Origin of the sequence: Caballeronia sp. TF1N1, assembly GCF_022878925.1 — a bacterium.
Lineage (GTDB): Bacteria > Pseudomonadota > Gammaproteobacteria > Burkholderiales > Burkholderiaceae > Caballeronia.
Genome location: NZ_CP084626.1, coordinates 1,892,013 through 1,914,593, shown reverse-complemented (window position 1 = coordinate 1,914,593; position 22,581 = coordinate 1,892,013). Strand labels below are relative to the sequence as shown.

Below are 22,581 nucleotides of genomic sequence, written 5' to 3'. Positions count from 1 at the left end.
CGGAGACAGACCTCAAGGAACCACCATGAAAGTTTTCTACGACAAAGACGCCGACCTCTCCCTCATCAAGGGCAAGCAAGTCACCATCATCGGTTATGGCTCGCAAGGCCATGCGCACGCGCTGAACCTGAAGGAAAGCGGCGTGAACGTGACGGTCGGCCTGCGTAAAGGCGGTGCTTCGTGGAGCAAGGCCGAGAACGCGGGCCTCAAGGTCAAGGAAGTGGCCGAAGCCGTGAAGGGCGCGGATGTCGTCATGATGCTGCTGCCCGACGAACAGATCGCCGAAGTCTACAAGAACGAAGTCCATGCCAATGCCAAGGAAGGCGCGGCGCTGGCGTTCGCGCACGGCTTCAACGTGCATTACGGCCAGGTGATCCCGCGCGCGGATCTGGACGTCATCATGATCGCGCCGAAGGCGCCGGGCCACACGGTGCGCAACACGTACCAGCAAGGCGGCGGCGTGCCGCACCTGATCGCGGTGGCACAAGACAAGTCGGGTTCGGCCCGCGACGTGGCGCTGTCGTATGCGGCGGCCAACGGCGGCGGACGTGCCGGCATCATCGAAACGAACTTCCGCGAAGAAACCGAAACCGACCTGTTCGGCGAGCAGGCCGTGCTGTGCGGCGGCACGGTGGACCTGATCAAGGCTGGCTTCGAAACGCTGGTGGAAGCGGGCTACGCGCCGGAAATGGCGTACTTCGAGTGCCTGCACGAGCTGAAGCTGATCGTCGACCTGATCTATGAAGGCGGTATCGCCAACATGAACTACTCGATCTCGAACAACGCCGAGTATGGCGAGTACGTGACGGGTCCGCGCATCGTCACGGAAGAGACGAAGAAGGCGATGAAGGCCGTGCTGAAAGACATCCAGACCGGCGAATACGCGAAGAGCTTCATCATCGAAAACCGCGCTGGCGCGCCGACGCTGCAATCGCGTCGCCGTCTGACGGCCGAGCATCAGATCGAGCAGGTCGGCGAGAAGCTGCGCGCCATGATGCCGTGGATCGCGAAGAACAAGCTGGTCGATCAGTCGAAGAATTAAGTCTCGCTTCGAGGGGTTCGTAACTTGCCCCTTCTCCGTTTGCGTGGAGATAGACCGCGTTTCCAAGGGGCCTGCTGCTTGCGCCATTTTCTTCGCATGCGTGGAGATCGATGTTTGCAGCACGTTTCTTGCTGAAACTAAAGCCGTCCGGATGCCCTGTGCTCCGGGCGGCTTTTGCTATCCTACGGTTTTAATAAAACATCAAACTCGTTCATGAACTATCCTCATCCGATCATTGCCCGCGAAGGCTGGCCGTTCATCGCCATCGCGGCCGTCGTTGCGATTCTCGTGCAGGCGCTCGGCGGCTTCGGCTTCGCCTGGATTTTCTGGCTGATCGTGATCTTCGTCGTCCAGTTTTTTCGCGATCCGCCGCGTCCCATTCCCGCGCAGGCCAACGCCGTGCTGTGTCCGGCCGACGGGCGCATTGTCGCGGTCGAAACTGCGCATGATCCGTATGCGGGCCGTGAGGCGCTCAAGATTAGCGTGTTCATGAACGTTTTCAACGTGCATTCGCAGCGTTCGCCGGTCGATGGCGCCATCAGCAAGGTTCAGTACTTCCCGGGCGCGTATCTGAATGCGGCGGTCGAGAAGGCATCGACGGAGAACGAGCGCAATGCCATCGTCTTGCAGACGGCGAGCGGTCATACCGTGACGTCGGTGCAGATCGCGGGCCTCATCGCACGACGTATTCTCTGCTACGTGCATGTGGGCGAGCCGCTCACGCGCGGTCAGCGCTATGGCTTCATTCGTTTCGGTTCGCGCGTCGACGTGTATCTGCCGATTGGTAGCCGTCCGCGTGTCTCGATTGGCGAGAAAGTGTCCGCATCGTCGACGATCCTCGCCGAGTTCGCGGAATAACGCCGGGGGTTTCGATGGCGGCATTCAAACCGCGCCGTAACCGTATGAACGGCGCGACTCCGCGTGCCTTCCGGCGCAACAAGGCCGCGCAGGACGTCGGCGCCGTGGAAACGCGGCGCGCCAAGCGGCAGCAGTTCCTGCGCAAACGCGGCATTTATCTCCTGCCTAACGCGTTCACCACGGCGGCGCTCTTTTGCGGCTTCTTCGCTGTCGTCCAGGCGATGAACGTTCGCTTCGAGATCGCGGCCATCGCTATTTTCGTCGCGATGGTGCTCGATGGCATGGACGGACGCGTCGCGCGCATGACGCACACGCAGAGCGCGTTCGGCGAGCAGTTCGACAGTCTTTCGGACATGGTGTCGTTCGGGGTCGCGCCGGCGCTCGTCATGTATGAATGGGTTTTGAAGGATCTCGGCCGTTGGGGCTGGCTCGCGGCCTTCGTGTATTGCTCCGGCGCGGCGTTGCGGCTTGCGCGCTTCAATACGAACGTGGGCGTGGTCGACAAGCGCTATTTCCAGGGCTTGCCGAGTCCGGCCGCGGCTGCGTTGATCGCGGGCTTCGTGTGGCTCGCGACCGATAACCGCGTGCCGCTCAAGCTCGTGTGGCTGCCGTGGGTGGCTTTTGCACTCACCGTCTATGCGGGCGTGACGATGGTATCGAACGCGCCGTTCTACAGCGGCAAGGCGCTGGATGTGCGGTATCGCGTGCCATTCGCGGGCGTGTTGCTCGTCGTGGTGGCGTTCGTGTTGGTGTCGTCCGATCCGCCGGTCATGCTGTTTTGCCTCTTCGTTCTGTACGGCTTTTCGGGCTACGTCTGGTGGGGCTATATGGCGATACGCGGGCGGCCGAACCCGGCGCGTAGCTCGCAGCGGGATGGTTGAGGGGCATCACTGTCATCGTGAGAAAAAGCAAAGGCGGCGATTTGAAAGATCGCCGCCTTTTTGCTTACCGACAGTGTCCAAGGACAAACAGCGCGCGCGGATATTGTCGCGAGTCGACGCGACTAGTGCAGGTGTTCGCGGACGGCTCAACCCGCCACTAACGTGCCGTTCTGCACACGTACGCGTTGACCTTCGCCGAACGGCGGTTGCTGCTTATACGTGAAGTAGCGCGTCTTGCCGTTTTCCATCCGCACGCGCACCGAATAGTCCGTCTCGCTGCGAACGTGTTTCTCGACCGAATTGCCTGCCAGACCGCCGCCAAGCGCGCCCAGGAGCGTCATTGCGGTACGTCCGCCACCACGGCCGAACTGGTTGCCGACAACGCCACCCGCCACCGCGCCGCCCACCGCACCGATGCCGGTACCGTGTCCTTCCTGACGAACGGCGGAGATCGCTTCAACCGTCCCGCAGGTCGAGCAATAAGCCGGATGCGCGGGAGGCTGTTGTGCATACGACGGTTGCTGAACAGGCGGCTGTTGCTGAGCTTGCTGCTGGGCCGCCCGTTGCTGCGCGGCTTGTTCCGCGGCTTGCTGTTGAGCGGCTTGTTGCTGCGCTGCCTGCTGTTGTGCTTGTTGCGCCGCTTGCTGCTGTGCGGCTTGTTGCGCAGCGCTGGGTTGCTGCTGCGCGACGGCTGCCGCCTGCGTCTGCGCCGTATCCGCCGAATTGCTCGATGCGCGCGGGAAGATTCCCGTCATCGCAGCCGTGGCCACGAGACTCGCGACGATCACCGCGCCCGCCGCCGTGGCGATGAGCGGATGCAGACGCCGTTGTGGCGGTTGACCATTGCCTGTCGAGGGCGAAGTGGCCGGCGTAAATTTACTGTTCCCGTTATCCATTTTTGGACCTCCGTACCGAGGCTTTGGAAGCGCAGATGCGCTGACTATAAGCGGCATACTGCCGATGCCTTCTGTGCAATACGATTCTCGGGGAAACCCGGATTTTGTGCTTAAGCGGTTGTAACAAATGCTCGACCGCTAGGCACAAAGTGGAAAGCACAAATAATGCCAAACGTGATCTGCCCTATCCGAAGGCGATTTGACGCGACCAAGACCCGCTCGACCTTTACCAGTAGTTACAAAAAGATGATGCCTCGGGCAAAAACGGCTGGAAATAAGCTGATCGTCAGCGGGGCGCTCCTCGCGCGTAGGCGCCGCCACTTCTTGAACGGTCTCTTGTTCCCGCGTTGCGCATCACACAAAGAGAAAGTCTTCGCGTAACGCGTGGAATGCCATTGCCGTAACCGCCCGGCAAAACGCTAAATCGCTCGCAACATAACGACGCAAGAAGCCCCATCGACATAACCAATCGTCGATGCCGTTTCGCGTTTATTCGCCATGCTGATCGTTTCAGAGATGCGCGTCGGCCGTTCTCTAACCGAGTGTGTTCCGGCGAATTCGCGCAGCGTATGCTGACCCAGCCGCGCGAAGGCAGACGCGAGGATCGATGCCTCCCGTCGATTACGAGACCCGCACAGAGAGACGCTCCGTGGCCACGATCCGGCACGGTGAGAAGCGGCAGCACGATCGAACGTGGCAGCGGCGCGAAGCAGTCACACGACGCGCATCGATGCCGGTGCTCGACTCATCGTGCATCGCCAAGCGCCAGCAGTTCACGCCAATCGAGGGCTTGAAATGGAATTCAAACGCGAAAAATACGAGCGGCTGCTCGCTTTCGCCAGCACTTTGCCGCCGCTGCCGACCGCGGTCGCTCATCCATGCGACCACGACTCTCTGTCTTCCATCATCGAAGCGGCGCGGCTCGGGCTCGTCGCGCCGATTCTCGTGGCCTCGCGCAGCAAACTCGAAGCGGTCGCCAGCGAGTGCAATCTCGATCTCGGCGATCTACCCATCGTCGACGTTCCGCACAGCCACGCGGCGGCGGAAGTCGCGGTGCAGCTCGTGCATGAAGGGCGCGCGGAAGCGCTGATGAAAGGCTCGCTGCACACCGACGAACTGATGGGCGCGGTGGTCACGCGTAACGGCTTGCGCACCGGGCGGCGCGTGAGCCACTGTTTCGTGATGGATGTTCCCGGCCGCGAAAACGCCCTGATCATCACCGACGCCGCCGTCAACATCTCACCGACGCTCGACCAGAAGCGCGACATCGTGCAGAACGCCATCGATCTCGCTCACGCATTGCGCATTGCCGAGACGCGGGTAGCGATTCTTTCCGCGATGGAAACCGTGAATTCGAAGGTGCCCTCGACGCTAGATGCCGCCGCGCTCTGCAAGATGGCCGATCGACAACAGATCACGGGCGGCATTCTCGACGGCCCGCTCGCGCTCGACAACGCAATCAGCGAGGAAGCCGCAAGGATCAAGGGGATCGAATCACCGGTGGCGGGGCGCGCGAACGTGCTCGTCGTGCCGGACCTCGAATCCGGAAACCTGCTGGCAAAAAGCCTGTCGTTTCTCGCCGGCGCGGATGCAGCGGGCATCGTGCTGGGCGCGAAGGTGCCGATCATCCTGACGAGCCGTGCGGATTCGATCATGACGCGGCTCGCATCATGCGCGGTGGCCTCGCTCGTGGCACTCGCGCGGCGCGAGAATCCTTCAGCCGCGATCGTCTAGAGGGATGTATGGACGTCGTTCTGGTCATCAACGCGGGGTCGTCCAGCATCAAGTTTCATGCATACGTCGAGATGGAAGGCAGCCTCGATCCTGTCGCCGGCGGCAAGCTCGAAGAGATCTACGGCAAGCCGTACTTCGAGGCCAGGCGGCCGAACGGCGAACTCATCGACGAAAAGCATTGGCCCGAAGGCGAACAACTCGGGCACGACAATGCGATCACGTTCTTGCTGAACTGGCTGCGTGAACGCTCTTCCGGCGCGAAACTGCTTGCCGTGGGTCATCGTGTGGTGCATGGCGGTGAACGATTTGCAGCGCCGGTGCGCGTCGATACGGACGTGCTCGCGCAACTGGAAGCGCTCGTTCCGCTCGCACCGCTTCATCAGCCGCATAACCTCGCAGCGATCCGCGCGATACGAGCGCGCAATCCGCAGGTGCCACAAATCGCATGTTTCGATACGGCCTTCCACCATACGCAGCCCGCAGCGGCAACGCGCTTCGCGCTGCCGCCCGAGATCACGCAACGCGGCGTGCGGCGCTACGGGTTTCACGGGCTGTCGTACGAGTACATCGCGAGCGTTCTGCCGCAATACAGCGCGAAGGCCGCCAATGGCAAGAGCGTGGTGCTTCATCTTGGCAACGGCGCGAGCATGACGGCGCTCGATCGAGGCAAGAGCGTCGCCAATACGATGGGCTTCACGGCCGTCGAAGGGCTCGTCATGGGCACGCGCTGCGGGAGCATCGATCCTGGCGTGCTGCTGTGGATGATGCAGGAAGCGCACATGGACGCCCATGCCATCGAGACGCTGCTCTACAAGCGCTCCGGTCTGCTCGGCGTGTCGGGTATTTCCAGCGATATGCGCACGCTGCTCGCGAGCGATGCCCCCGCTGCCGCCGAAGCGGTCGATCTGTTTTGCTATCGAATCTCGCGCGAACTCGGCTCGCTTGCGGCCGCGCTCGGCGGGCTCGATGCGCTCGTGTTCACCGGCGGCATCGGCGAACGTGCGGCGCCCGTGCGCGAGCGCGTGGGGCGCGCGGCGGCATGGCTCGGCGTATCGCTCGACGACGCGGCCAATGCACGCCACGAACGGCGCATCGACGATTCGACGAGCGCAGTCGATGTCTGTGTCATCCCGACGAACGAAGAATTGATGATTGCCCGTCACGCGTTAAGGCTGCTGGGAAGTTGAACGTCGGCGGGCGCATTGCCAGCGGAAAGACGATGCGTGGCGCGGCTGACATCGACAAGAGGACGTTATGAACGCAATCAGGACGCTGCTCGAAGCTCAGCCGCTCTTCACATTGTTCCTCACGATCGCGCTCGGCTATGTGATTGGCGAGATCAGCCTCAAAGGCGTCTCGCTCGGATCGGGGGCCGTGCTTTTCGTCGGCTTGGCAATCGGCGGATTCGCGCCGAAAGCCTTGCCGCCCGCGCTGCTCGGCACGCTCGGCTTGTTGCTGTTTCTGTACGGCATCGGCATTCAGTACGGCGCGCATTTCTTCAAGGGATTGACGAGCGCGGAAGGATTGCGGGCCAACGCGGCAGCGGCGCTTGGCGTCGTCGCGGCGGGTTTCGTGTCGCTTTCGCTGGTGCCGGCGTTCGGTCTGAGGCTCGACGAAACGCTCGGCTTGTTCGCGGGCTCGGGAACCAGTACGGCGACGTTGCAAGCCGTGATCTCAACCTTGCATAGCGATGGCGCCGCCGTGGGCTACAGCGTGACTTATCCATTCGGCGTCGCCGGTCCGATACTGATGATCTACGCCCTCGGCGCGTTGCTCAAAGTGAAGATCGAGGCGCCGCCCGAAAGCAACATCGAGACGGCGGAGATCGCCCTGCAAAATCCCGCGCTCGTCGGTCTCAGCGCAGTCGAACTTCATGCGGAGTTGCCGGATGGCGTGACCATTGCCGCCGTTCGCCGCGCGCATCGCAACCGGCTGCCGACCGCGGATTTCGTTCTGCAAACCGGCGATGTCCTGCTGGCAACGGCATTGGAGCCGGCCGCGCTGGAGGAGGCGGCCACACTCATCGGCGAGGTTCAACCGGGCAGGATCACGCGGCATCGGGAAGATCTGGATTACCTGCGCGTGTTCGTATCGAGCCGGGTCATGACCGGGCAGCGCATTGGGGACATTCGATTTCCCGATGGCGTCGTCTGCTCGATTGCTCATGTGCGCAGAGGCGACGCCGACATGTTGCCTCACGTCGATCTGATTCTGGAATCCGGAGACAGGGTCGGGTTGCTGGTGAATCGGACGCATGCCAAAGCGGTTCGCAAACTGTTCGGCGACTCGATCAAAGGGACGGCCGAACTCAGCTTCATCTCAATTGGCGTTGGCGCCGCGATTGGCCTGCTCATCGGCATGATTCCGATTCCCGTGCCCGGCGTGGGAAAACTGACGCTCGGGCTTGCGGCGCTGCTTTTGACCGCGCTTTATCTTGGGAAGATTCGTCGCTCGGGGCCATTTATCTGGAGCGTGCCATTGTCGGCGAATCTGGTTCTGCGGAACTTCGGGTTGACCATTTTTCTGGCACAAGTCGGGATTGCTTCCGGACCTAAATTCTTTGCGGAAGTAGGAGCGACGGGTGTTTCGCTCCTGCTTTACGGCGCGGTGATTCTAATTGCGTTAGTGCTCGTGACGGCGTTTTTCTGCTTGGTTATTTTCAAGCTGCCGTTCGATACCACCATTGGCGTTCTCAGCGGCGCTACGGGAAATCCCGCCATTCTCGCGTTTGCCAATCGCGTGACGCCAACCGATAAACCGGATATCGGCTATGCCATGATTTTCCCGTCGATGACCATTCTGAAAATTCTGTTCGCGCAGATTGCCGCCGTGTTGATGGGGCATTGATCAGAAGCGATGCTGCAAGACAGCGCTGACATCACTGTCAGCGCCACTCAGCTCAGTCCTCGCGACGCAGATGCGGGAACAAAATTACGTCGCGGATGCTCGGGCTGTCGGTCAGCAACATCACCAGCCGGTCGATGCCGATTCCGCAGCCGCCTGTCGGCGGCATGCCGTATTCGAGCGCGCGAATATAGTCGGCATCGAAAAACATGGCTTCTTCGTCGCCAGCGTCTTTCTGATCGACTTGCTTCTGAAAGCGCGCGGCCTGATCTTCCGGATCGTTCAATTCGGAAAAGCCGTTGGCGATCTCGCGGCCCGTGATGAACAACTCGAAGCGCTCCGTAATGCCCGCCACGCTGTCCGACTCACGCGCGAGCGGCGACACTTCGATTGGATAATCGACGATATATGTCGGCTCCCACAATTGCGATTCGGCCGTCTCTTCGAAAAGCGCCAATTGCAATGCGCCAATGCCCGCATTCAAAAACGCCGGTTGCGTCGTATCCACGCCGAACTTTTTTAATTCCGTGCGCAGGAACGCGGCGTCGCCGAGTTGCGCGTCGGTGTATTGCGGCGCGTATTTTTGAATAGCCTGATTGATCGTCAGCCGATGAAACGGCTTCGAAAAATCGAGTTCGCGGCCCTGATACGTGATGCTCGCGGTGCCGAGCGAGTCGATTGCCGCCTGGCGGATCAGTTGCTCGACGAAGTCCATGAGCCAGTGATAATCCGTGTATGCGGCGTAGAACTCCATCATCGTGAATTCCGGGTTGTGTCGCGGCGACACGCCTTCGTTCCGGAAATTACGATTGATCTCGAACACACGCTCGAAGCCGCCGACGATCAGCCGCTTCAAATACAGCTCCGGCGCGATGCGCAGGAACATCTGCATGTCGAGCGCGTTGTGGTGCGTAACGAAAGGCTTGGCGGCCGCGCCGCCCGGAATGGGATGCAGCATTGGCGTTTCGACTTCCATGAAGCTCGCCTGCGCCATGAAATTGCGAATGGACGTGACCGCCTTGGTCCGCGCCATGAAGGTCTTGCGCGACTCCGGCGTGACGATCAGATCGACATAACGCTGGCGATAGCGCATTTCCTGATCGGCGAGACCGTGAAACTTGTCGGGCAGCGGACGCAGCGCCTTCGAAAGCAGGCGCAGTTCCGTGCAGCGCACCGACAGTTCGCCCTTGTTCGTGCGAAACAGGACGCCGCGCGCGGCGACGATATCGCCCAGGTCCCACTTCTTGAAGGCGTCGTAAGTCTCGGCGCCGACGTCGGCGGGCGTGATGAAGAACTGGATCTGGCCGCTGCCGTCCTGGACCGTCGCGAAGCTGGCCTTGCCCATCACGCGCTTGAGCATCATGCGGCCGGCAAGCGCCACGGGCAGGGGATTGGCTTCGAGTGCTTCCTTGTCGGTATTGGCGAATTCGCCTTGCAGCGCGGCGGCCTGATGCGTCGGACGGAAGTCGTTCGGATAAGCGACGCCTTGCTCGCGCAGCGCGCGCAATTTGTCGCGACGCTCGCCGATGATCTGGTTTTCTTCCAGTTCGGGCGCGGCGCCCGCTTGAGTCGGTTCGGTCATGATGTGTAGCTTTCGATACGGTGGGATGCGGCGCGGCGAGGGGCAAACGAAAGCGCGGATACCGAAAGCCGGGATCCGCGCCGCGAAACTCAAACGCCCTGTTTCAGGCTCGCGCTGATGAAGTCGTCGAGGTCGCCGTCGAGCACGGCGCGCGTGTTGCTCATTTCCACGCTGGTGCGCAGGTCCTTCACGCGGCTCTGGTCGAGCACATAGGAGCGGATCTGATGGCCCCAGCCCACATCGGTCTTGCTCGATTCGAGCTTGTCCTGTTCGGCCTGGCGCTTGCGCATCTCGAATTCGTAGAGACGCGCCTTCAGCATCTGCATGGCTTCCGCGCGGTTGCGGTGCTGCGAGCGGTCGTTCTGGCACTGCACGACGATGCCGGTCGGCGCGTGCGTGAGACGCACCGCGGAGTCGGTCTTGTTGATGTGCTGGCCACCCGCGCCCGAAGCGCGATACGTGTCCGTGCGGATATCGGCGGGATTGATTTCGATCTCGATCGAATCGTCGATTTCCGGATACACGAACACCGACGAGAACGACGTATGCCGCCCGCCCGACGAGTCGAACGGCGACTTGCGCACGAGGCGGTGAATGCCCGTCTCGGTACGCAGATAGCCGTAGGCGTATTCGCCTTCCACCTTGATGGTCGCGCTCTTGATGCCGGCGACGTCGCCTTCGGATTCCTCGAGCACTTCGGTCTTGAAGCCCTTGCGTTCGCAATAGCGAAGATACTGGCGCAGCAGCATGGACGCCCAGTCGCACGCCTCGGTGCCGCCCGCGCCCGCTTGGATGTCGATGAAGCAATTGTTCGGGTCGGCCGGGTTCGAGAACATCCGGCGAAATTCCGTGTCTTCGACGCGCACTCGCAGTGCTTCCGCGTCGGTTTCGCAGGCGACGAGCGTTTCTTCGTCGCCTTCCTCGTGCGCCATCTCGAAGAGATCGCTGGCGTCGCGCAGGTCGTTGTCAAGCGCGGTGAGTTTCGACACCACGCCGTCCAGCAGCTTCTTCTCACGACCGAGCGCTTGCGCGTTCTTCGAGTCGTTCCAGACGTTCGGGTCTTCGAGTTCTTTGTTGACTTCGGCTAGACGCGCTGACTTGGCGTCGTAGTCAAAGATACCCCCGTAGCTCGCCCGCGCGACGGCGCAGGTCGGCCAGAAGGCTTTCGATCGCGTTGAGACGTTCCGCTTCCATTGTCGATCTTCGGCTTCGTAAAAAGGTGCAATTATAGCCGATCGACCGGGTTTTCCCGCTTCGAGCGGGCCGTTCCGGCGGGTTTTCAGCCCGCGTGTTCGACGATCAGCTGCACGCGCGCCACGCCGTTCCATGAATCGCTGACGAGCCGGTAAGCGACCGTCGCGCGCGCCGGGAGCGGGTCGACATGGTTGAACCAGATCGCGTTGAAGCGCTGGCGCCCGCGCAGAAGTTGCAGCTTCAGATGCTTGTCCTTGACGAGCGCCTGCGACGCGACCTCGAACTCGCCGGAAAACGTGGGCGCCGGAAAGCCTTGTCCCCACACGGCTGCGTCGATCAATTCGACGAATTGCGGCGTGAAATACGCGTCCTCCAGTTCGCCATCGGTTTCGATGGTGCGTGAAAGCGCGTCGGCCGTCAGCCATTCGCGTCCGATGGCCTCGAACGCGGCCGTGAAGCGCGGAATGTCGGCGGTGGCGAGCGTGAGGCCCGCCGCCATTGCGTGACCGCCGAATTTGTGGATGAGACCGGGTTCGCGCTTCGAAATGAGATCGACGGCGTCGCGCAGATGAAAGCCCGGAATCGAGCGGCCGGAGCCTTTGCAGAGCACGCCGCTGTCGTCGGCGTGCGCGAAGGTGAAAGACGGCCGATGAAACCGCTCCTTCAGCCGCCCCGCGACGATGCCGATCACGCCCTGATGCCAGCTCGCGTCGTAGAGCGTGAGCGTGGCGCGCTCGCCGGGGTCGAGCGTCTGCAATTCGGCGAGCGCCTGCTGCTGCATGCCCGCTTCGATCTCGCGGCGCTCGCGGTTCATGCCGTCGAGTTGTTGCGCGAGTTCCCACGCGCGGCCGATATCGTCGGTCGTCAGGCATTCGATGCCGAGCGACATGTCCGACAGCCGTCCCGCCGCGTTCAGACGCGGTCCGAGCGCGAAGCCCAGATCGAAGCCGGAAGCGGTGCGCGCATCGCGGCTCGCGGCCCGGAAAAGCGCGGCGATGCCCGGCTGCATGCGGCCCGAGCGAATCCGCTTCAAACCCTGCGCGACGAGAATGCGATTGTTGGCGTCGAGCTTCACGACATCCGCGACGGTGCCGAGCGCGACCAGATCGAGCAGGCCGTCGAGACGCGGTTCGGGGCGGCCATCGCCATAGGTGTCGCGACGCCGCAGTTCGGCGCGCAGCGCGAGCAGCACGTAGAACATCACGCCCACGCCCGCGATGCATTTGCTCGGAAACGCGCAGCCCGGCTGATTCGGATTGACGATCGCGCGCGCGGCGGGCAACTCGTCGCCGGGCAAGTGATGGTCGGTGACGACGACTTCCATGCCGAGCGCATTGGCGGCCGCGACGCCATCCACGCTGGCAATGCCGTTATCGACCGTGATCAGAAGATCGGGTACGCCGCGTGGCGAACGCGCCGCCAGTTCGACGATCTCCGGCGTGAGCCCGTAGCCATATTCGAAGCGGTTCGGAACCAGATAATCGATGTCCGCGCCGAACATGCGCAGCCCGCGCACGGCGACGGCGCAGGCGGTCGCGCCGTCGCAGTCGTAATCGGCGACGACGAGCATGCGCTTGTTCGCTGCGAGCGCATCGGCGAGAACGACGGCGGCGGCATCGCAACCCTTCAGGCCGACGGGCGCGTGCAGGCGCTTGAACTCGGTTTCGATTTCGTCGGGCGATGTGACGCCGCGCGACGCATACAGCCTCGCGATGACGGGGTGCAGGCCGTGGCGCGCGAGGGCTTCGGCATCGGCGGGGGAGGCGGCGCGGGTAACGATACGCGTCATGCTGTCAGTGACCTATTCGATGAAAAGCGCTGCGATCGGCCGGCGTCGCCAGAACTTGCGCAAGTCCGAGCGCGTGACGCCGAGCGTCACCGAGCCTGTATCGCCGCAGAGCGTGATACCGAGTTTCTTGAGCGTGCCGTTCGCGAGCGCGTCGAGCGCGGGCGCGAACCACGCGGTTTCGAGCGCCTGCAACGAGTCGTTCCAGCGCGCCCAGTCCTGTTCGATGAACGGCGCCGAGAACGGATCGAGTTCGACGAGCGTCGTGCCTTCTTGCGCTTCTCGCCCGTTGGCGAGCGCGGCGAAAGAGTCGGCTGGCGCTTCGGGCGCGATGTTCGAGGCGAGCGCGAGACCGCGCGTGGCGGCGGCGTCGGACATGATGCGGGCGAACGGGCTCTTGACCGGACGCAGCGTGCCTTGTCCGTGCAGCCAGATGGAGTTGATCGCAGGCAGGCCGCGCGACTCGCGTTCTTCGTTGACCGGATGTTCGAACCACGCCATCTGGATTTCGTTCTGCAACTTCATCCAAGCGCGCGAACGTTCGCCCGTGCGGGCTTCGTGCGGCAACCAGATTTCGATGTTGCGTCCCGTCGCGCGCAACGGCGACGCGCCCGCGAGCGCGCCCAGCGCGCCGCCCGACACATACCAGCGCAACGGCGTGGGCGCTTGCAGCGTGATGCCGAGGTCTTCGATCACGGGCCGCGCCGTATCGAAGAGCGTGCGGGCTTCTTCCGTGCGCACGCCGAGCGTGGCCGGATCGATGAGCACGAGATGGTCGTGCGCGATACGCACATGAACCGGCTCGATACACGCCCAGAGCGCATCGCCGGGCGTGCCGCCATCGGCGAGGAGCATGTAGGGTGCGAGCGGCGCTTCGTCGGAGTTTGGCGCGGCGGCATCGAAACGTTGCGCAATCCAGCGCTCGTGCGGCAGCGTGCGCTGAAAGTCTTCGCCGATCACCCGTTCTTCCAGCGTCGCGCGCGCGAGGAGTTTGTCGAGCGCCGCGCTTTGCAGCCCGTGTAGCGCGGTGGCGGCGTCTGCTGCGGCAGGCAGCGCGAAGGGGAGCAGAAGATGGAGGTCGGAAACGGGCATGATGGTCGGCATTGTAGGGCAAAGGCGCACGCGGCATCGGTGCTCGCCATCGCGCTGGAAGAAGCGATTTCTTCGTCGCCGGACATCGATCGGACCTGCGCCGCGCCTTTGAATTGTCCTAATATGGCAAACTTTCGCCAATTTCGCGCTCGCGTCGCGCTGCATCCGCTAGTCGCGCATGTGCGTAATCAAGAGAGAAGCGCAAAACCGAAGCCGCAAGCAACGACGGCAATGCAGCAACCGTAGAAGAAAGGATTCGCTTGAAACTCCCGTATGAATGGCAGATAGGCTGGCGCTACACGCGCGCCAGCAAACGCACCACAGGCAACGGCTTCATCTCCTTCATCGCGCTCGTGTCGATGGCGGGCATCGCGCTCGGTGTCGCCGCGCTGATCGTCGTGCTCTCGGTCATGAACGGCTTCCAGAAAGAGGTGCGCGACCGCATGCTCTCCGTGCTCGCGCACGTGGAGATCTTCTCGCCGACCGGTTCCATGCCCAACTGGCAAGTGACCGCGCAGGAAGCGCGCCGCAATCCGGAAGTGCTTGGCGCGGCGCCCTATGTCGAAGCCCAGGCGCTGCTTACGCGTCAAGGCGCGGTGAGCGGCGTGGCGCTGCGTGGCGTGGAGCCATCGCTGGAACCGGAAGTGTCGGACATCGGCAAGGAAATGCGCTCGGGCGCGCTCGCGGACTTGAGGCCGGGCGAATTCGGCATCGTGCTCGGACGCGATCTCGCGACCAATCTCGGCGTGATGACCGGCGACAAGATCACGCTCGTCGCGCCCGAAGGCACGATCACGCCGGCCGGCATGATGCCTCGACTCAAGCAATTCACGGTGGTCGGCATCTTCGAGTCGGGCCACTACGAATACGATTCGACGCTCGCGCTCATCTCCATTCGCGATGCCGAGGCGCTATTCCGCCTGCCTGCGCCAACCGGCGTGCGGCTGCGGCTGAAGGACATGCAGCGCGCGCCCGAAGTCGCGCGGCAACTCGCGCACACGCTCTCGGGCGACTTGTATATTCGCGACTGGACGCAGCAGAACAAGACGTGGTTCTCCGCCGTGCAGATCGAAAAGCGGATGATGTTCATCATCCTCACGCTGATCATCGCGGTGGCGGCGTTCAATCTTGTCTCGTCGCTCGTGATGACCGTCACCGACAAGCAAGCCGATATCGCCATCCTGCGCACGCTCGGCGCGCAGCCAGGATCGATCATGAAGATCTTCGTGGTGCAGGGCGTGACGATCGGCTTCATCGGTACGGCGCTCGGCGTGACGTTCGGCTGTCTCGTCGCATGGAGCATTCCGTGGCTCGTGCCGATGATCGAGCATCTCTTCAACGTGCAGTTTCTGCCGCCTTCGGTTTATTTCATCAGCGAACTGCCGTCCGAACTCGTCCCGGGCGATGTCATGAAGATCGGCGTCATCGCGTTCCTGTTGTCGTCGCTGGCTACGCTGTATCCGAGCTGGCGCGGTTCCAAGGTTCGTCCGGCGGAGGCGCTGCGCTATGAGTGACTTGAACCAGAACGATATCGTGTTGCACGCGTCTTCCATCTCGAAGACTTTCGTGCAGGGCGGCTTCAACGTGCAGGTGCTCGACAACGCGCAACTGGAAGTGCGGCGCGGCGAGAAGCTCGCCATCGTGGGCGCGTCGGGATCGGGCAAGAGCACCTTGCTGCATGTGCTCGGCGGCCTCGACGAACCGAGCGCGGGCAAGGTTTCGCTGCTCGGCAAGCCGTTCACGCAGTTGAAGGAAAAGGAGCGCAACGAGTTGCGCAATCGCGCGCTTGGCTTCGTGTATCAGTTCCATCATCTGCTGCCGGAATTCACCGCGCTCGATAACGTGGCGATGCCGCTGCGCATTCGCCGCATGCCGGAAGACGAGGCGCGCCGCGAAGCGATGGTTATGCTGGAGCGCGTGGGCATCGGGCATCGCGCGAAGCATCGGCCGGGCGAACTGTCGGGCGGCGAGCGCCAGCGCGTGGCCATTGCGCGGGCGCTCGTCACGCATCCGGCGTGCGTGCTCGCCGATGAACCGACCGGCAATCTCGACGGCGGCACCGCCGACACGGTCTTCAATCTGATGCTGGAACTGTCGCAGACGCTTTCGACGAGCTTCGTGATCGTCACGCACGACCCCGATCTGGCCGCGCGATGCGACCGCATCATGCGCCTGCGCGACGGCGTGCTGCACGAAGAGCCGTCCGTGCCGGTGTAATCACGCGCGCCGCGGAGGACGCCATGTGGATCGATACGCACTGCCATCTCGATGCCTCGGAGTTCGACGCGGACCGCGCCGCCGTCGCGGATGCCGCGCTCGGCGCGGGCGTGTCGCGCATCGTGATTCCGGGTGTGGATCGCGGCAACTTCGACACCGTGCGCGATCTGGCGCATGGCATCGCGGGCGGGGCGTACGCGCTCGGCATCCATCCGCTTTTCACGCCGGGCGCGCGGGAGGACGATCTGCGCGTTCTGCGCAAGAAGATCGAGGCGAGTCTCGACGATCCGTTGTTCGTCGGCATCGGCGAAATCGGGCTGGATTACTTCGTGCCCACGCTCGACGACGCGCGCCAGCAGTTCTTCTACAACGAGCAACTCAAGCTCGCGCGCGAGTTCGATCTCGCGGTGATCTGCCATGTACGCAAGTCGCAGGACAAGGTGCTGAAGGGCTTGCGCGTGCATGCCGTCCGATGCGGAATCGCGCATGCGTTCAACGGCAGTTTTCAGCAGGCCGAGGCGTTCATCGCGCAAGGCATGCATCTCGGTTTCGGCGGCAATCTGACGTTCGAGCGCGCGCGACAGATCCGCCGTCTGGCCAGCGACTTGCCGCTCGAAGCCATCGTTCTCGAAACCGATTCGCCCGATATCGCGCCTTCCTGGCGCTACAAGGGGCGCAATTCGCCGGACCAGGTTCCGGGTATCGCGAAGGTGCTGGCCGAGTTGCGCGGCATCGATGAAAACGCGCTTGCCATCGGCACAACGGCTAACGCGCATCGCGCATTGCCCCGGCTCGCGCTTGCCTCTGCATAATCGTTCGCAGGTTTCGCATTGCTTCGGATGACTCGGTTTTCCGATGCGGATGCGTTCGCTTTGATCGAACGTGTGGGTGAGGATAGGTGCGCGCGATATTGCTCGGTTTCGCGGCGGGCGTCTGGTGGTTACAACAGCAGGCGCAATTGCCGTCGTGGTTGGCGTGGTTCTGCGCTTCGCTGTGCCTTTGCGGCATCGGTGCGAGTGGGGCCCGCCGGCGTGTGGCATTCGTCCTGGCCGCGTTCGCATTCGGTTTCGCCTATGCCGCGTTGCGCGCCGACGTGCGACTGAAGGCGCATCTGCCGGTTGCTTACGAACAACGCGATATCGCGTTGACCGGCTTCGTGCGCGGTCTGCCCGAGGCTCAGACGGACGGCGTGCGGTTTCTGTTCGAAGTCGAATCGAATGGCGCGGGGTTGCGAGACTTTCCGCGCATCGTCAGATTGCTGTGGATGCCCGCCGAGCGAGGCCACGCCAACGCGCCGCCGACGCTCGTGCCGGGTCAGCGCTGGACGCTTTACGCGCGTTTGAAGCGTGCGCACGGCAACGCGAACTTCGGGCTGCGCGACAGCGAAGTCGCTTTGCTCGAACGCAATATTCGCGCAACGGGCGCGGTGTCGAACGTGCGGGCGCCACGGCGTTTGCGTGTCGATGCGCGCGGGCCGCTGCTCGCGATAGAGCGCATGCGTGCGCGTTTGCGCGGACGCATCGAGACCGTGCTCGCGGATGCGCCCCATCGGGGGATCATCGTGGCGTTGGCGGTGGGCGCGCAGTCATCGGTAAGCGATAGCGACTGGGCCATCATGCGCGCGACCGGCACGAGCCATCTCGTTGCGATTTCGGGGCTGCATATCGGCTTCGTGGCGGGGCTCGCGGCGTTGTTGTGCGGCGTCGCATGGAAGCGCATGCGGCTGCGTGGCATGGCGGCGCCGCTGTGGGTATCCGCGCCGAAAATCGCGGCCTTGGGCGCGGCAATCTTCGCGTCCTGCTATGCGGCGCTCGCCGGTTTCAACGTGCCCGCGCAACGCGTGCTGTGGATGCTGGTCGTGTTCGGCATCGGATTTATCGGCGGACGAAGGCCGGCTTCTTCGCTGGTGTTCTGCTGGGCGCTCGCGTTCGTGCTGCTTGCCGATCCGTGGGCCGTGACGTCACCCGGATTTTGGCTTTCGTTCGGCGCGGTCGCGGCGATTCTGCATGGCATCGCGTCGGTGGGGCGGCAAGCGGTGAGGGTGGTGGAAGATGCAGAGACGATCGCGCGGGAGATGGAGGCGCGGGAGCCGCCGGATCCCGACGCTGGCCGGCAGCAAGCGAATTTAAGGACGAGCTCGAAAGCGGCGCGCGGCCAGCCCGCCGCGCTCGTGCGTGACGAGAGTAACGACAGCGCTCGCGTGCCGATCGCGTCCCCGGCACATACCACGCCGCTCGAACAGGCGCGACGCGTGATCAACCCAAGCCCCGGTGCTTTCCAAAAGCTCACCGGAACTTGCCGCCGTGCCGCATCGAATGGACGTCGTCACGCCTTGTCGAGCCTGCGCGTGCAATACGCCGTGACACTCGCGCTCGCGCCTCTGACCATCTACTGGTTCTCGCAGATACCGCTCATCGGCCCGTTGGCCAACTTGTTCGCGATTCCCTGGGTCAGCGTGCTCGTGACGCCCGCGACGCTCGCGGGACTGATCCTTCCCGCGCCGTTGGACGCCCCCGCGCTCCATTTCGCGCACGCATCGTTGAGCATCATGATCGATGCGCTCGCCCGCCTCGCGGCCACGACGAATTCACCGCTCTGGCACTTGCCGCAACCCGGCGCCTTTGCGCTCGCCGCCGCATGCGTGGGCGTCGCGTGGGCGCTCGCGCCGCGCGGCTGGCCGTTGCGCTTTGCCGCGCCGCTCACGTGGCTGCCGCTTCTCGCATCCGCGAATCACGTGACGCCGTATGGCGAGTTTCGCGTGACCGCGCTCGACATCGGGCAAGGCTCGTCGCTCGTCGTCGAAACCCGTCGTCATACGCTCGTTTTCGATGCCGGTCCCGGCCCCGAATCGACGCACGCGGGCGAACGTATCGTCGCGCCGTATCTGCTCGCGGCGGGCATCCGCTCGCTCGATACGCTCGTCATCAGTCACTCCGATTCGGACCACGCAGGCGGCGCGCCCGCAGTGCTGCAAGGCATCGCGGTCGAGCAACTGCTCGCGTCGCTGCCCGCAAGCGACCTGCTGTGGTCGCTTGCACGCGCGCGCGGCGCCGAGAGGCTGCGCTGCGCGGCAGGTCAGCACTGGACGTGGGACGGCGTGGACTTCAGCATGCTCTGGCCGGATGCCGGGCCGCTTACCGGCAAGCCGAATCATCAAGGTTGCGTGATGAAGGTGACGAACGCGGAAGGCCGCAGCGCGCTTTTCACCGCCGATATCGAGGCAGGCGACGAACGCACGCTCATCGCGCGAGATCGCGCGGCGTTGCACGCGGACGTGCTGATCGCGCCGCATCACGGCAGCCGCACGTCATCGACCGAACCGTTTCTCGACTCCGTGAAGCCGCTCGCCGCGATATTTCAGATGGGCTATCTCAACCGTTTTCATCATCCGAACCCGACCGTTTATGCGCGCTATCAGTTGCGCGAGATCGCGCTGTCGCGAAGCGATGAAGACGGCGCGGCGCGGATCGACTTCGGGCAAGAGATCGTGCTCGAACGCTTCCGGCACACTCACTTGCGCTACTGGATGAATCGCTGAACGAGGCGCCGTTCGCCGGACATCGTCCGCGCGCATGCACGTATCGCGCGGTGCGGCGCATGATCGTATGTTTGTGCTGAAACGGGCGTTCGCACCGCCCGCGACAGACATCGCGAGCATCGCCGAGGCGCGCACCGATGCAGGGCATTTGCGCCGCCGATCCTCTGGGTGGGTGCGTGCCTTTACGGTATAATCCGTTTTTCCCGCGAGCATCTAGCGATGACCAAATATGTATTCGTCACCGGCGGCGTAGTTTCTTCCCTTGGCAAGGGTATTGCCGCCGCCTCCCTCGCCGCGATCCTCGAATCGCGCGGTCTGAAAGTCACCCTCCTCAAGCTCGATCCTTACATCAACGTCGACCCCGGCACGATGAGCCCGTTCCAGCACGGGGAAGTGTTCGTGACCGAAGACGGCGCCGAGACCGATCTCGACCTCGGCCATTACGAGCGCTTCATCAGCACGAAGATGCGCAAGGCCAACAACTTCACCACGGGCCAGATCTACGAATCGGTGATCCGCAAGGAACGTCGCGGCGAGTATCTCGGCAAGACGGTGCAGGTCATTCCGCACATCACCAACGAGATTCAGGCTTTCGTCGAACGCGGCGCCGCCGCGGCGACGTGCGGGCAGCCTGACGTGGCAATCGTCGAAGTGGGCGGCACGGTGGGTGACATCGAATCGCTGCCGTTCCTCGAAGCCGCGCGTCAGATGAGCCTGCGCATGGGCCGCAACAGCGCGTGCTTCATCCACCTCACGCTGGTTCCGTTCATCGCCACTGCGGGCGAGCTGAAGACCAAGCCCACGCAGCACAGCGTGCAGAAGCTGCGTGAAATCGGTATCTATCCGAACGTGCTTCTCTGCCGCGCCGACCGCCCGATCCCCGACGACGAGCGCCAGAAGATCTCGCTCTTCTCGAACGTGCATGAGGAAGCGGTCATCTCGGTGTGGGACGTCGACAGCATCTACAAGATTCCGCAGATGCTGAACGATCAGGGCCTCGACGAAATCGTCTGCAACGAGTTGAAGCTCTCGCCGCCGCCGGCCAACCTGAAAATGTGGTCGGATCTCGTCGAAAAACTCGAGCATCCGAAGAACGAAGTGACCATCGGCATGGTGGGCAAGTACGTCGAACTGACGGAGTCGTACAAGTCGCTGATCGAAGCGCTGCGTCACGCCGCCATTCATACGTCGACCAAGGTCAACATCGAATATATCGACTCCGAGCAGATCGAAGCCGAAGGCGCGGACGGTCTCAAGCATCTCGACGCCGTGCTGGTGCCGGGCGGTTTCGGGCGTCGCGGCACGGAAGGCAAGATCAAGGCAATCCGCTATGCGCGCGAGTCGAAGACGCCTTATCTCGGCATCTGTCTCGGCATGCAGCTCGCGGTCATCGAGTTCGCGCGCGACGTCGCCGGTCTCGCCGACGCCAACAGCACCGAGTTCAATGCCGACACGACCAATCCTGTCGTCGCGCTCATCACCGAGTGGTACGACCGTGCGGGCCGCGTCGAAAAGCGCAGCGAGGAATCGGATCTCGGCGGCACCATGCGTCTCGGTTCACAAAAGTGCCCGATCAAGCCCGGTACGATGGCCGAGCGTATTTACGGCACGGATGTGAACGAACGTCATCGTCACCGTTATGAGGTCAATAACCGTTTCGTGCCCCAGCTCGAAGCCGGCGGACTTATCATCAGCGCCCGTACGCCGAGCGAGGATCTGCCCGAAATGATGGAGTTGCCGCAAGCACAGCATCCGTGGTTCGTCGGCGTCCAGTTCCACCCGGAATTCACGTCCACGCCGCGCGACGGGCATCCGCTCTTCAAGGCATTCGTCGAAGCGGCGCGCGCGCATAGTCTCACGGCTGGCGGCGCGAGCACCACGCAGGCCGCGGCCACGGCAGGAGCGCAAGCATGAAGCTGTGTCACTTCGAAGCGGGACTCGACAAGCCGTTCTTCCTGATCGCGGGAACCTGCGTGGTGGAGTCGGAGCAGATGACTATCGACGTCGCCGGGCGTCTCAAGGAAATCACCGACAAGCTTGGCGTGCCGTTCATCTACAAGTCGTCCTACGACAAGGCGAACCGCAGCTCGGGCAAGTCGTTTCGCGGCCTCGGCATGGATGAAGGCTTGCGTATTCTCGGCGAAGTGAAGAAGCAACTCGGCTTGCCGGTCCTGACGGACGTGCACGCCGAGCACGAGATCGAAGCGGTGGCATCGGTCGTGGACGTGCTGCAGACGCCCGCGTTCCTGTGCCGTCAGACCGACTTCATCCATGCGTGCGCGCGTTCGGGCAAACCGGTCAACATCAAGAAAGGCCAGTTCCTCGCGCCGCACGACATGAAGAACGTGATCGACAAGGCGCGCGACGCGGCGCGTGAAGCCGGTCTTTCGGAAGACCGCTTCATGGCGTGCGAGCGCGGCGTGTCGTTCGGCTATAACAACCTCGTGTCCGATATGCGCTCGCTCGCCATCATGCGCGAGACCAACGCGCCTATCGTGTTCGACGCAACTCATTCGGTGCAGTTGCCGGGCGGGCAAGGCACGAGTTCGGGCGGCCAGCGTGAGTTCGTGCCGGTGTTGGCGCGCGCGGCGGTGGCCGTGGGCGTGTCCGGGCTTTTCATGGAGACGCATCCCGATCCCGCGTGCGCGAAGTCGGACGGCCCGAACGCGGTGCCGCTGCATCGCATGGAAGCGTTGCTCGAAACGCTCGTCGCGCTGGATCGCGCGGTCAAGAGCGGTCCGTTTCTCGAAAACGACTTCAGCTGATCGTCAAATCGCTTCAGGCAGGAAAGCGGGCGTCGCCTTCACGGCGTCCGTGTCTTAAAAATAGTCACGCGGAGTGACAACATAAGAGGAGATGGGCGTGCAAGGCCTGGCGGCACGAGGGCTTGTCAAACGCGCCGCGGCCGCAGCAAAAC

The 22,581-nt window shown here is 63.1% G+C and carries 17 protein-coding genes; 12 read left to right on the top strand and 5 right to left on the bottom strand.

Annotation, left to right across the window (positions count from 1 at the left end; translation table 11 throughout):
• Positions 1-25 precede the first annotated feature (25 nt).
• From ilvC to pssA, 3 genes are all read left to right on the top strand, one after another.
• Positions 26-1,042: a ketol-acid reductoisomerase gene (gene ilvC, locus LDZ28_RS08860; RefSeq protein WP_244825627.1), complete on the top strand. Its 1,017-nt coding sequence runs from the start codon at positions 26-28 to the stop codon at positions 1,040-1,042.
• Between the two features lie 213 nt (positions 1,043-1,255).
• Positions 1,256-1,900, top strand: coding sequence for a phosphatidylserine decarboxylase (locus LDZ28_RS08855; protein WP_244825625.1), 645 nt, complete (start codon positions 1,256-1,258; stop codon positions 1,898-1,900).
• 14 nt (positions 1,901-1,914) lie between these two features.
• On the top strand, positions 1,915-2,781 hold the full coding sequence (gene pssA, locus LDZ28_RS08850) for a CDP-diacylglycerol--serine O-phosphatidyltransferase (protein ID WP_244825623.1): 867 nt from the start codon (positions 1,915-1,917) through the stop codon (positions 2,779-2,781).
• Between the two features lie 146 nt (positions 2,782-2,927).
• On the opposite strand, the gene LDZ28_RS08845 is transcribed toward pssA, so the two are convergent.
• Positions 2,928-3,677, bottom strand: a complete 750-nt coding sequence (locus tag LDZ28_RS08845; RefSeq protein ID WP_244825622.1) for a glycine zipper 2TM domain-containing protein — start codon at positions 3,675-3,677, stop codon at positions 2,928-2,930.
• 795 nt (positions 3,678-4,472) lie between these two features.
• On the opposite strand from LDZ28_RS08845, the gene LDZ28_RS08840 reads away from it, so the two are divergent.
• The 3 genes from LDZ28_RS08840 to LDZ28_RS08830 all read left to right on the top strand — a co-directional run bounded on the left by LDZ28_RS08840 (position 4,473) and on the right by LDZ28_RS08830 (position 8,258).
• Positions 4,473-5,411 carry a phosphate acetyltransferase gene (locus LDZ28_RS08840; RefSeq protein ID WP_244825620.1) on the top strand — a complete coding sequence of 313 codons (939 nt, stop codon included), beginning with the start codon at positions 4,473-4,475 and terminating at the stop codon, positions 5,409-5,411.
• Positions 5,412-5,419: 8 nt separating this feature from the next.
• On the top strand, positions 5,420-6,598 hold the full coding sequence (locus tag LDZ28_RS08835) for an acetate/propionate family kinase (RefSeq protein ID WP_244825618.1): 1,179 nt from the start codon (positions 5,420-5,422) through the stop codon (positions 6,596-6,598).
• Positions 6,599-6,665: 67 nt separating this feature from the next.
• Positions 6,666-8,258 (top strand): aspartate:alanine exchanger family transporter, encoded by a 1,593-nt coding sequence (locus tag LDZ28_RS08830; protein WP_244825616.1) that lies wholly within the window; start codon positions 6,666-6,668, stop codon positions 8,256-8,258.
• Positions 8,259-8,310: 52 nt separating this feature from the next.
• Here the strand turns inward: LDZ28_RS08830 and lysS are convergent, their stop codons facing one another.
• The 4 genes from lysS to LDZ28_RS08810 all read right to left on the bottom strand — a co-directional run bounded on the left by lysS (position 8,311) and on the right by LDZ28_RS08810 (position 13,921).
• Positions 8,311-9,837, bottom strand: coding sequence for a lysine--tRNA ligase (gene lysS / locus LDZ28_RS08825; RefSeq protein WP_244825614.1), 1,527 nt, complete (start codon positions 9,835-9,837; stop codon positions 8,311-8,313).
• 89 nt (positions 9,838-9,926) lie between these two features.
• A protein-coding gene (gene prfB, locus LDZ28_RS08820) for a peptide chain release factor 2 (RefSeq protein WP_244825612.1) occupies positions 9,927-11,031 on the bottom strand; the annotation gives its coding sequence in 2 pieces (ribosomal slippage) (positions 9,927-10,949 and positions 10,951-11,031; 1,104 coding nt in all).
• An 85-nt stretch (positions 11,032-11,116) separates the two neighbouring features.
• Positions 11,117-12,820 carry a single-stranded-DNA-specific exonuclease RecJ gene (gene recJ, locus LDZ28_RS08815; protein ID WP_244825611.1) on the bottom strand — a complete coding sequence of 568 codons (1,704 nt, stop codon included), beginning with the start codon at positions 12,818-12,820 and terminating at the stop codon, positions 11,117-11,119.
• 12 nt (positions 12,821-12,832) lie between these two features.
• Positions 12,833-13,921, bottom strand: a complete 1,089-nt coding sequence (locus LDZ28_RS08810) for a regulator (RefSeq protein ID WP_244825610.1) — start codon at positions 13,919-13,921, stop codon at positions 12,833-12,835.
• Positions 13,922-14,169: 248 nt separating this feature from the next.
• Here LDZ28_RS08810 and LDZ28_RS08805 point away from each other — a divergent pair, with 248 nt between their 5' ends.
• The 6 genes from LDZ28_RS08805 to kdsA all read left to right on the top strand — a co-directional run bounded on the left by LDZ28_RS08805 (position 14,170) and on the right by kdsA (position 22,429).
• Positions 14,170-15,423: a lipoprotein-releasing ABC transporter permease subunit gene (locus LDZ28_RS08805; protein ID WP_244825609.1), complete on the top strand. Its 1,254-nt coding sequence runs from the start codon at positions 14,170-14,172 to the stop codon at positions 15,421-15,423.
• Positions 15,416-16,126 carry a lipoprotein-releasing ABC transporter ATP-binding protein LolD gene (lolD, locus tag LDZ28_RS08800; protein ID WP_244825608.1) on the top strand — a complete coding sequence of 237 codons (711 nt, stop codon included), beginning with the start codon at positions 15,416-15,418 and terminating at the stop codon, positions 16,124-16,126. Before LDZ28_RS08805 ends, lolD begins: the two co-directional genes overlap by 8 nt.
• Before the next feature lie 23 nt (positions 16,127-16,149).
• Complete coding sequence (locus LDZ28_RS08795; protein ID WP_244825607.1) at positions 16,150-16,938, top strand: TatD family hydrolase; 789 nt, start codon at positions 16,150-16,152, stop codon at positions 16,936-16,938.
• A gap of 86 nt (positions 16,939-17,024) precedes the next feature.
• Positions 17,025-19,664 (top strand): ComEC/Rec2 family competence protein, encoded by a 2,640-nt coding sequence (locus LDZ28_RS08790; RefSeq protein ID WP_244825606.1) that lies wholly within the window; start codon positions 17,025-17,027, stop codon positions 19,662-19,664.
• Between the two features lie 219 nt (positions 19,665-19,883).
• On the top strand, positions 19,884-21,578 hold the full coding sequence (locus LDZ28_RS08785; protein WP_244825604.1) for a CTP synthase: 1,695 nt from the start codon (positions 19,884-19,886) through the stop codon (positions 21,576-21,578).
• Complete coding sequence (kdsA, locus tag LDZ28_RS08780) at positions 21,575-22,429, top strand: 3-deoxy-8-phosphooctulonate synthase (RefSeq protein WP_244825602.1); 855 nt, start codon at positions 21,575-21,577, stop codon at positions 22,427-22,429. Before LDZ28_RS08785 ends, kdsA begins: the two co-directional genes overlap by 4 nt.
• Positions 22,430-22,581: the final 152 nt, after the last annotated feature.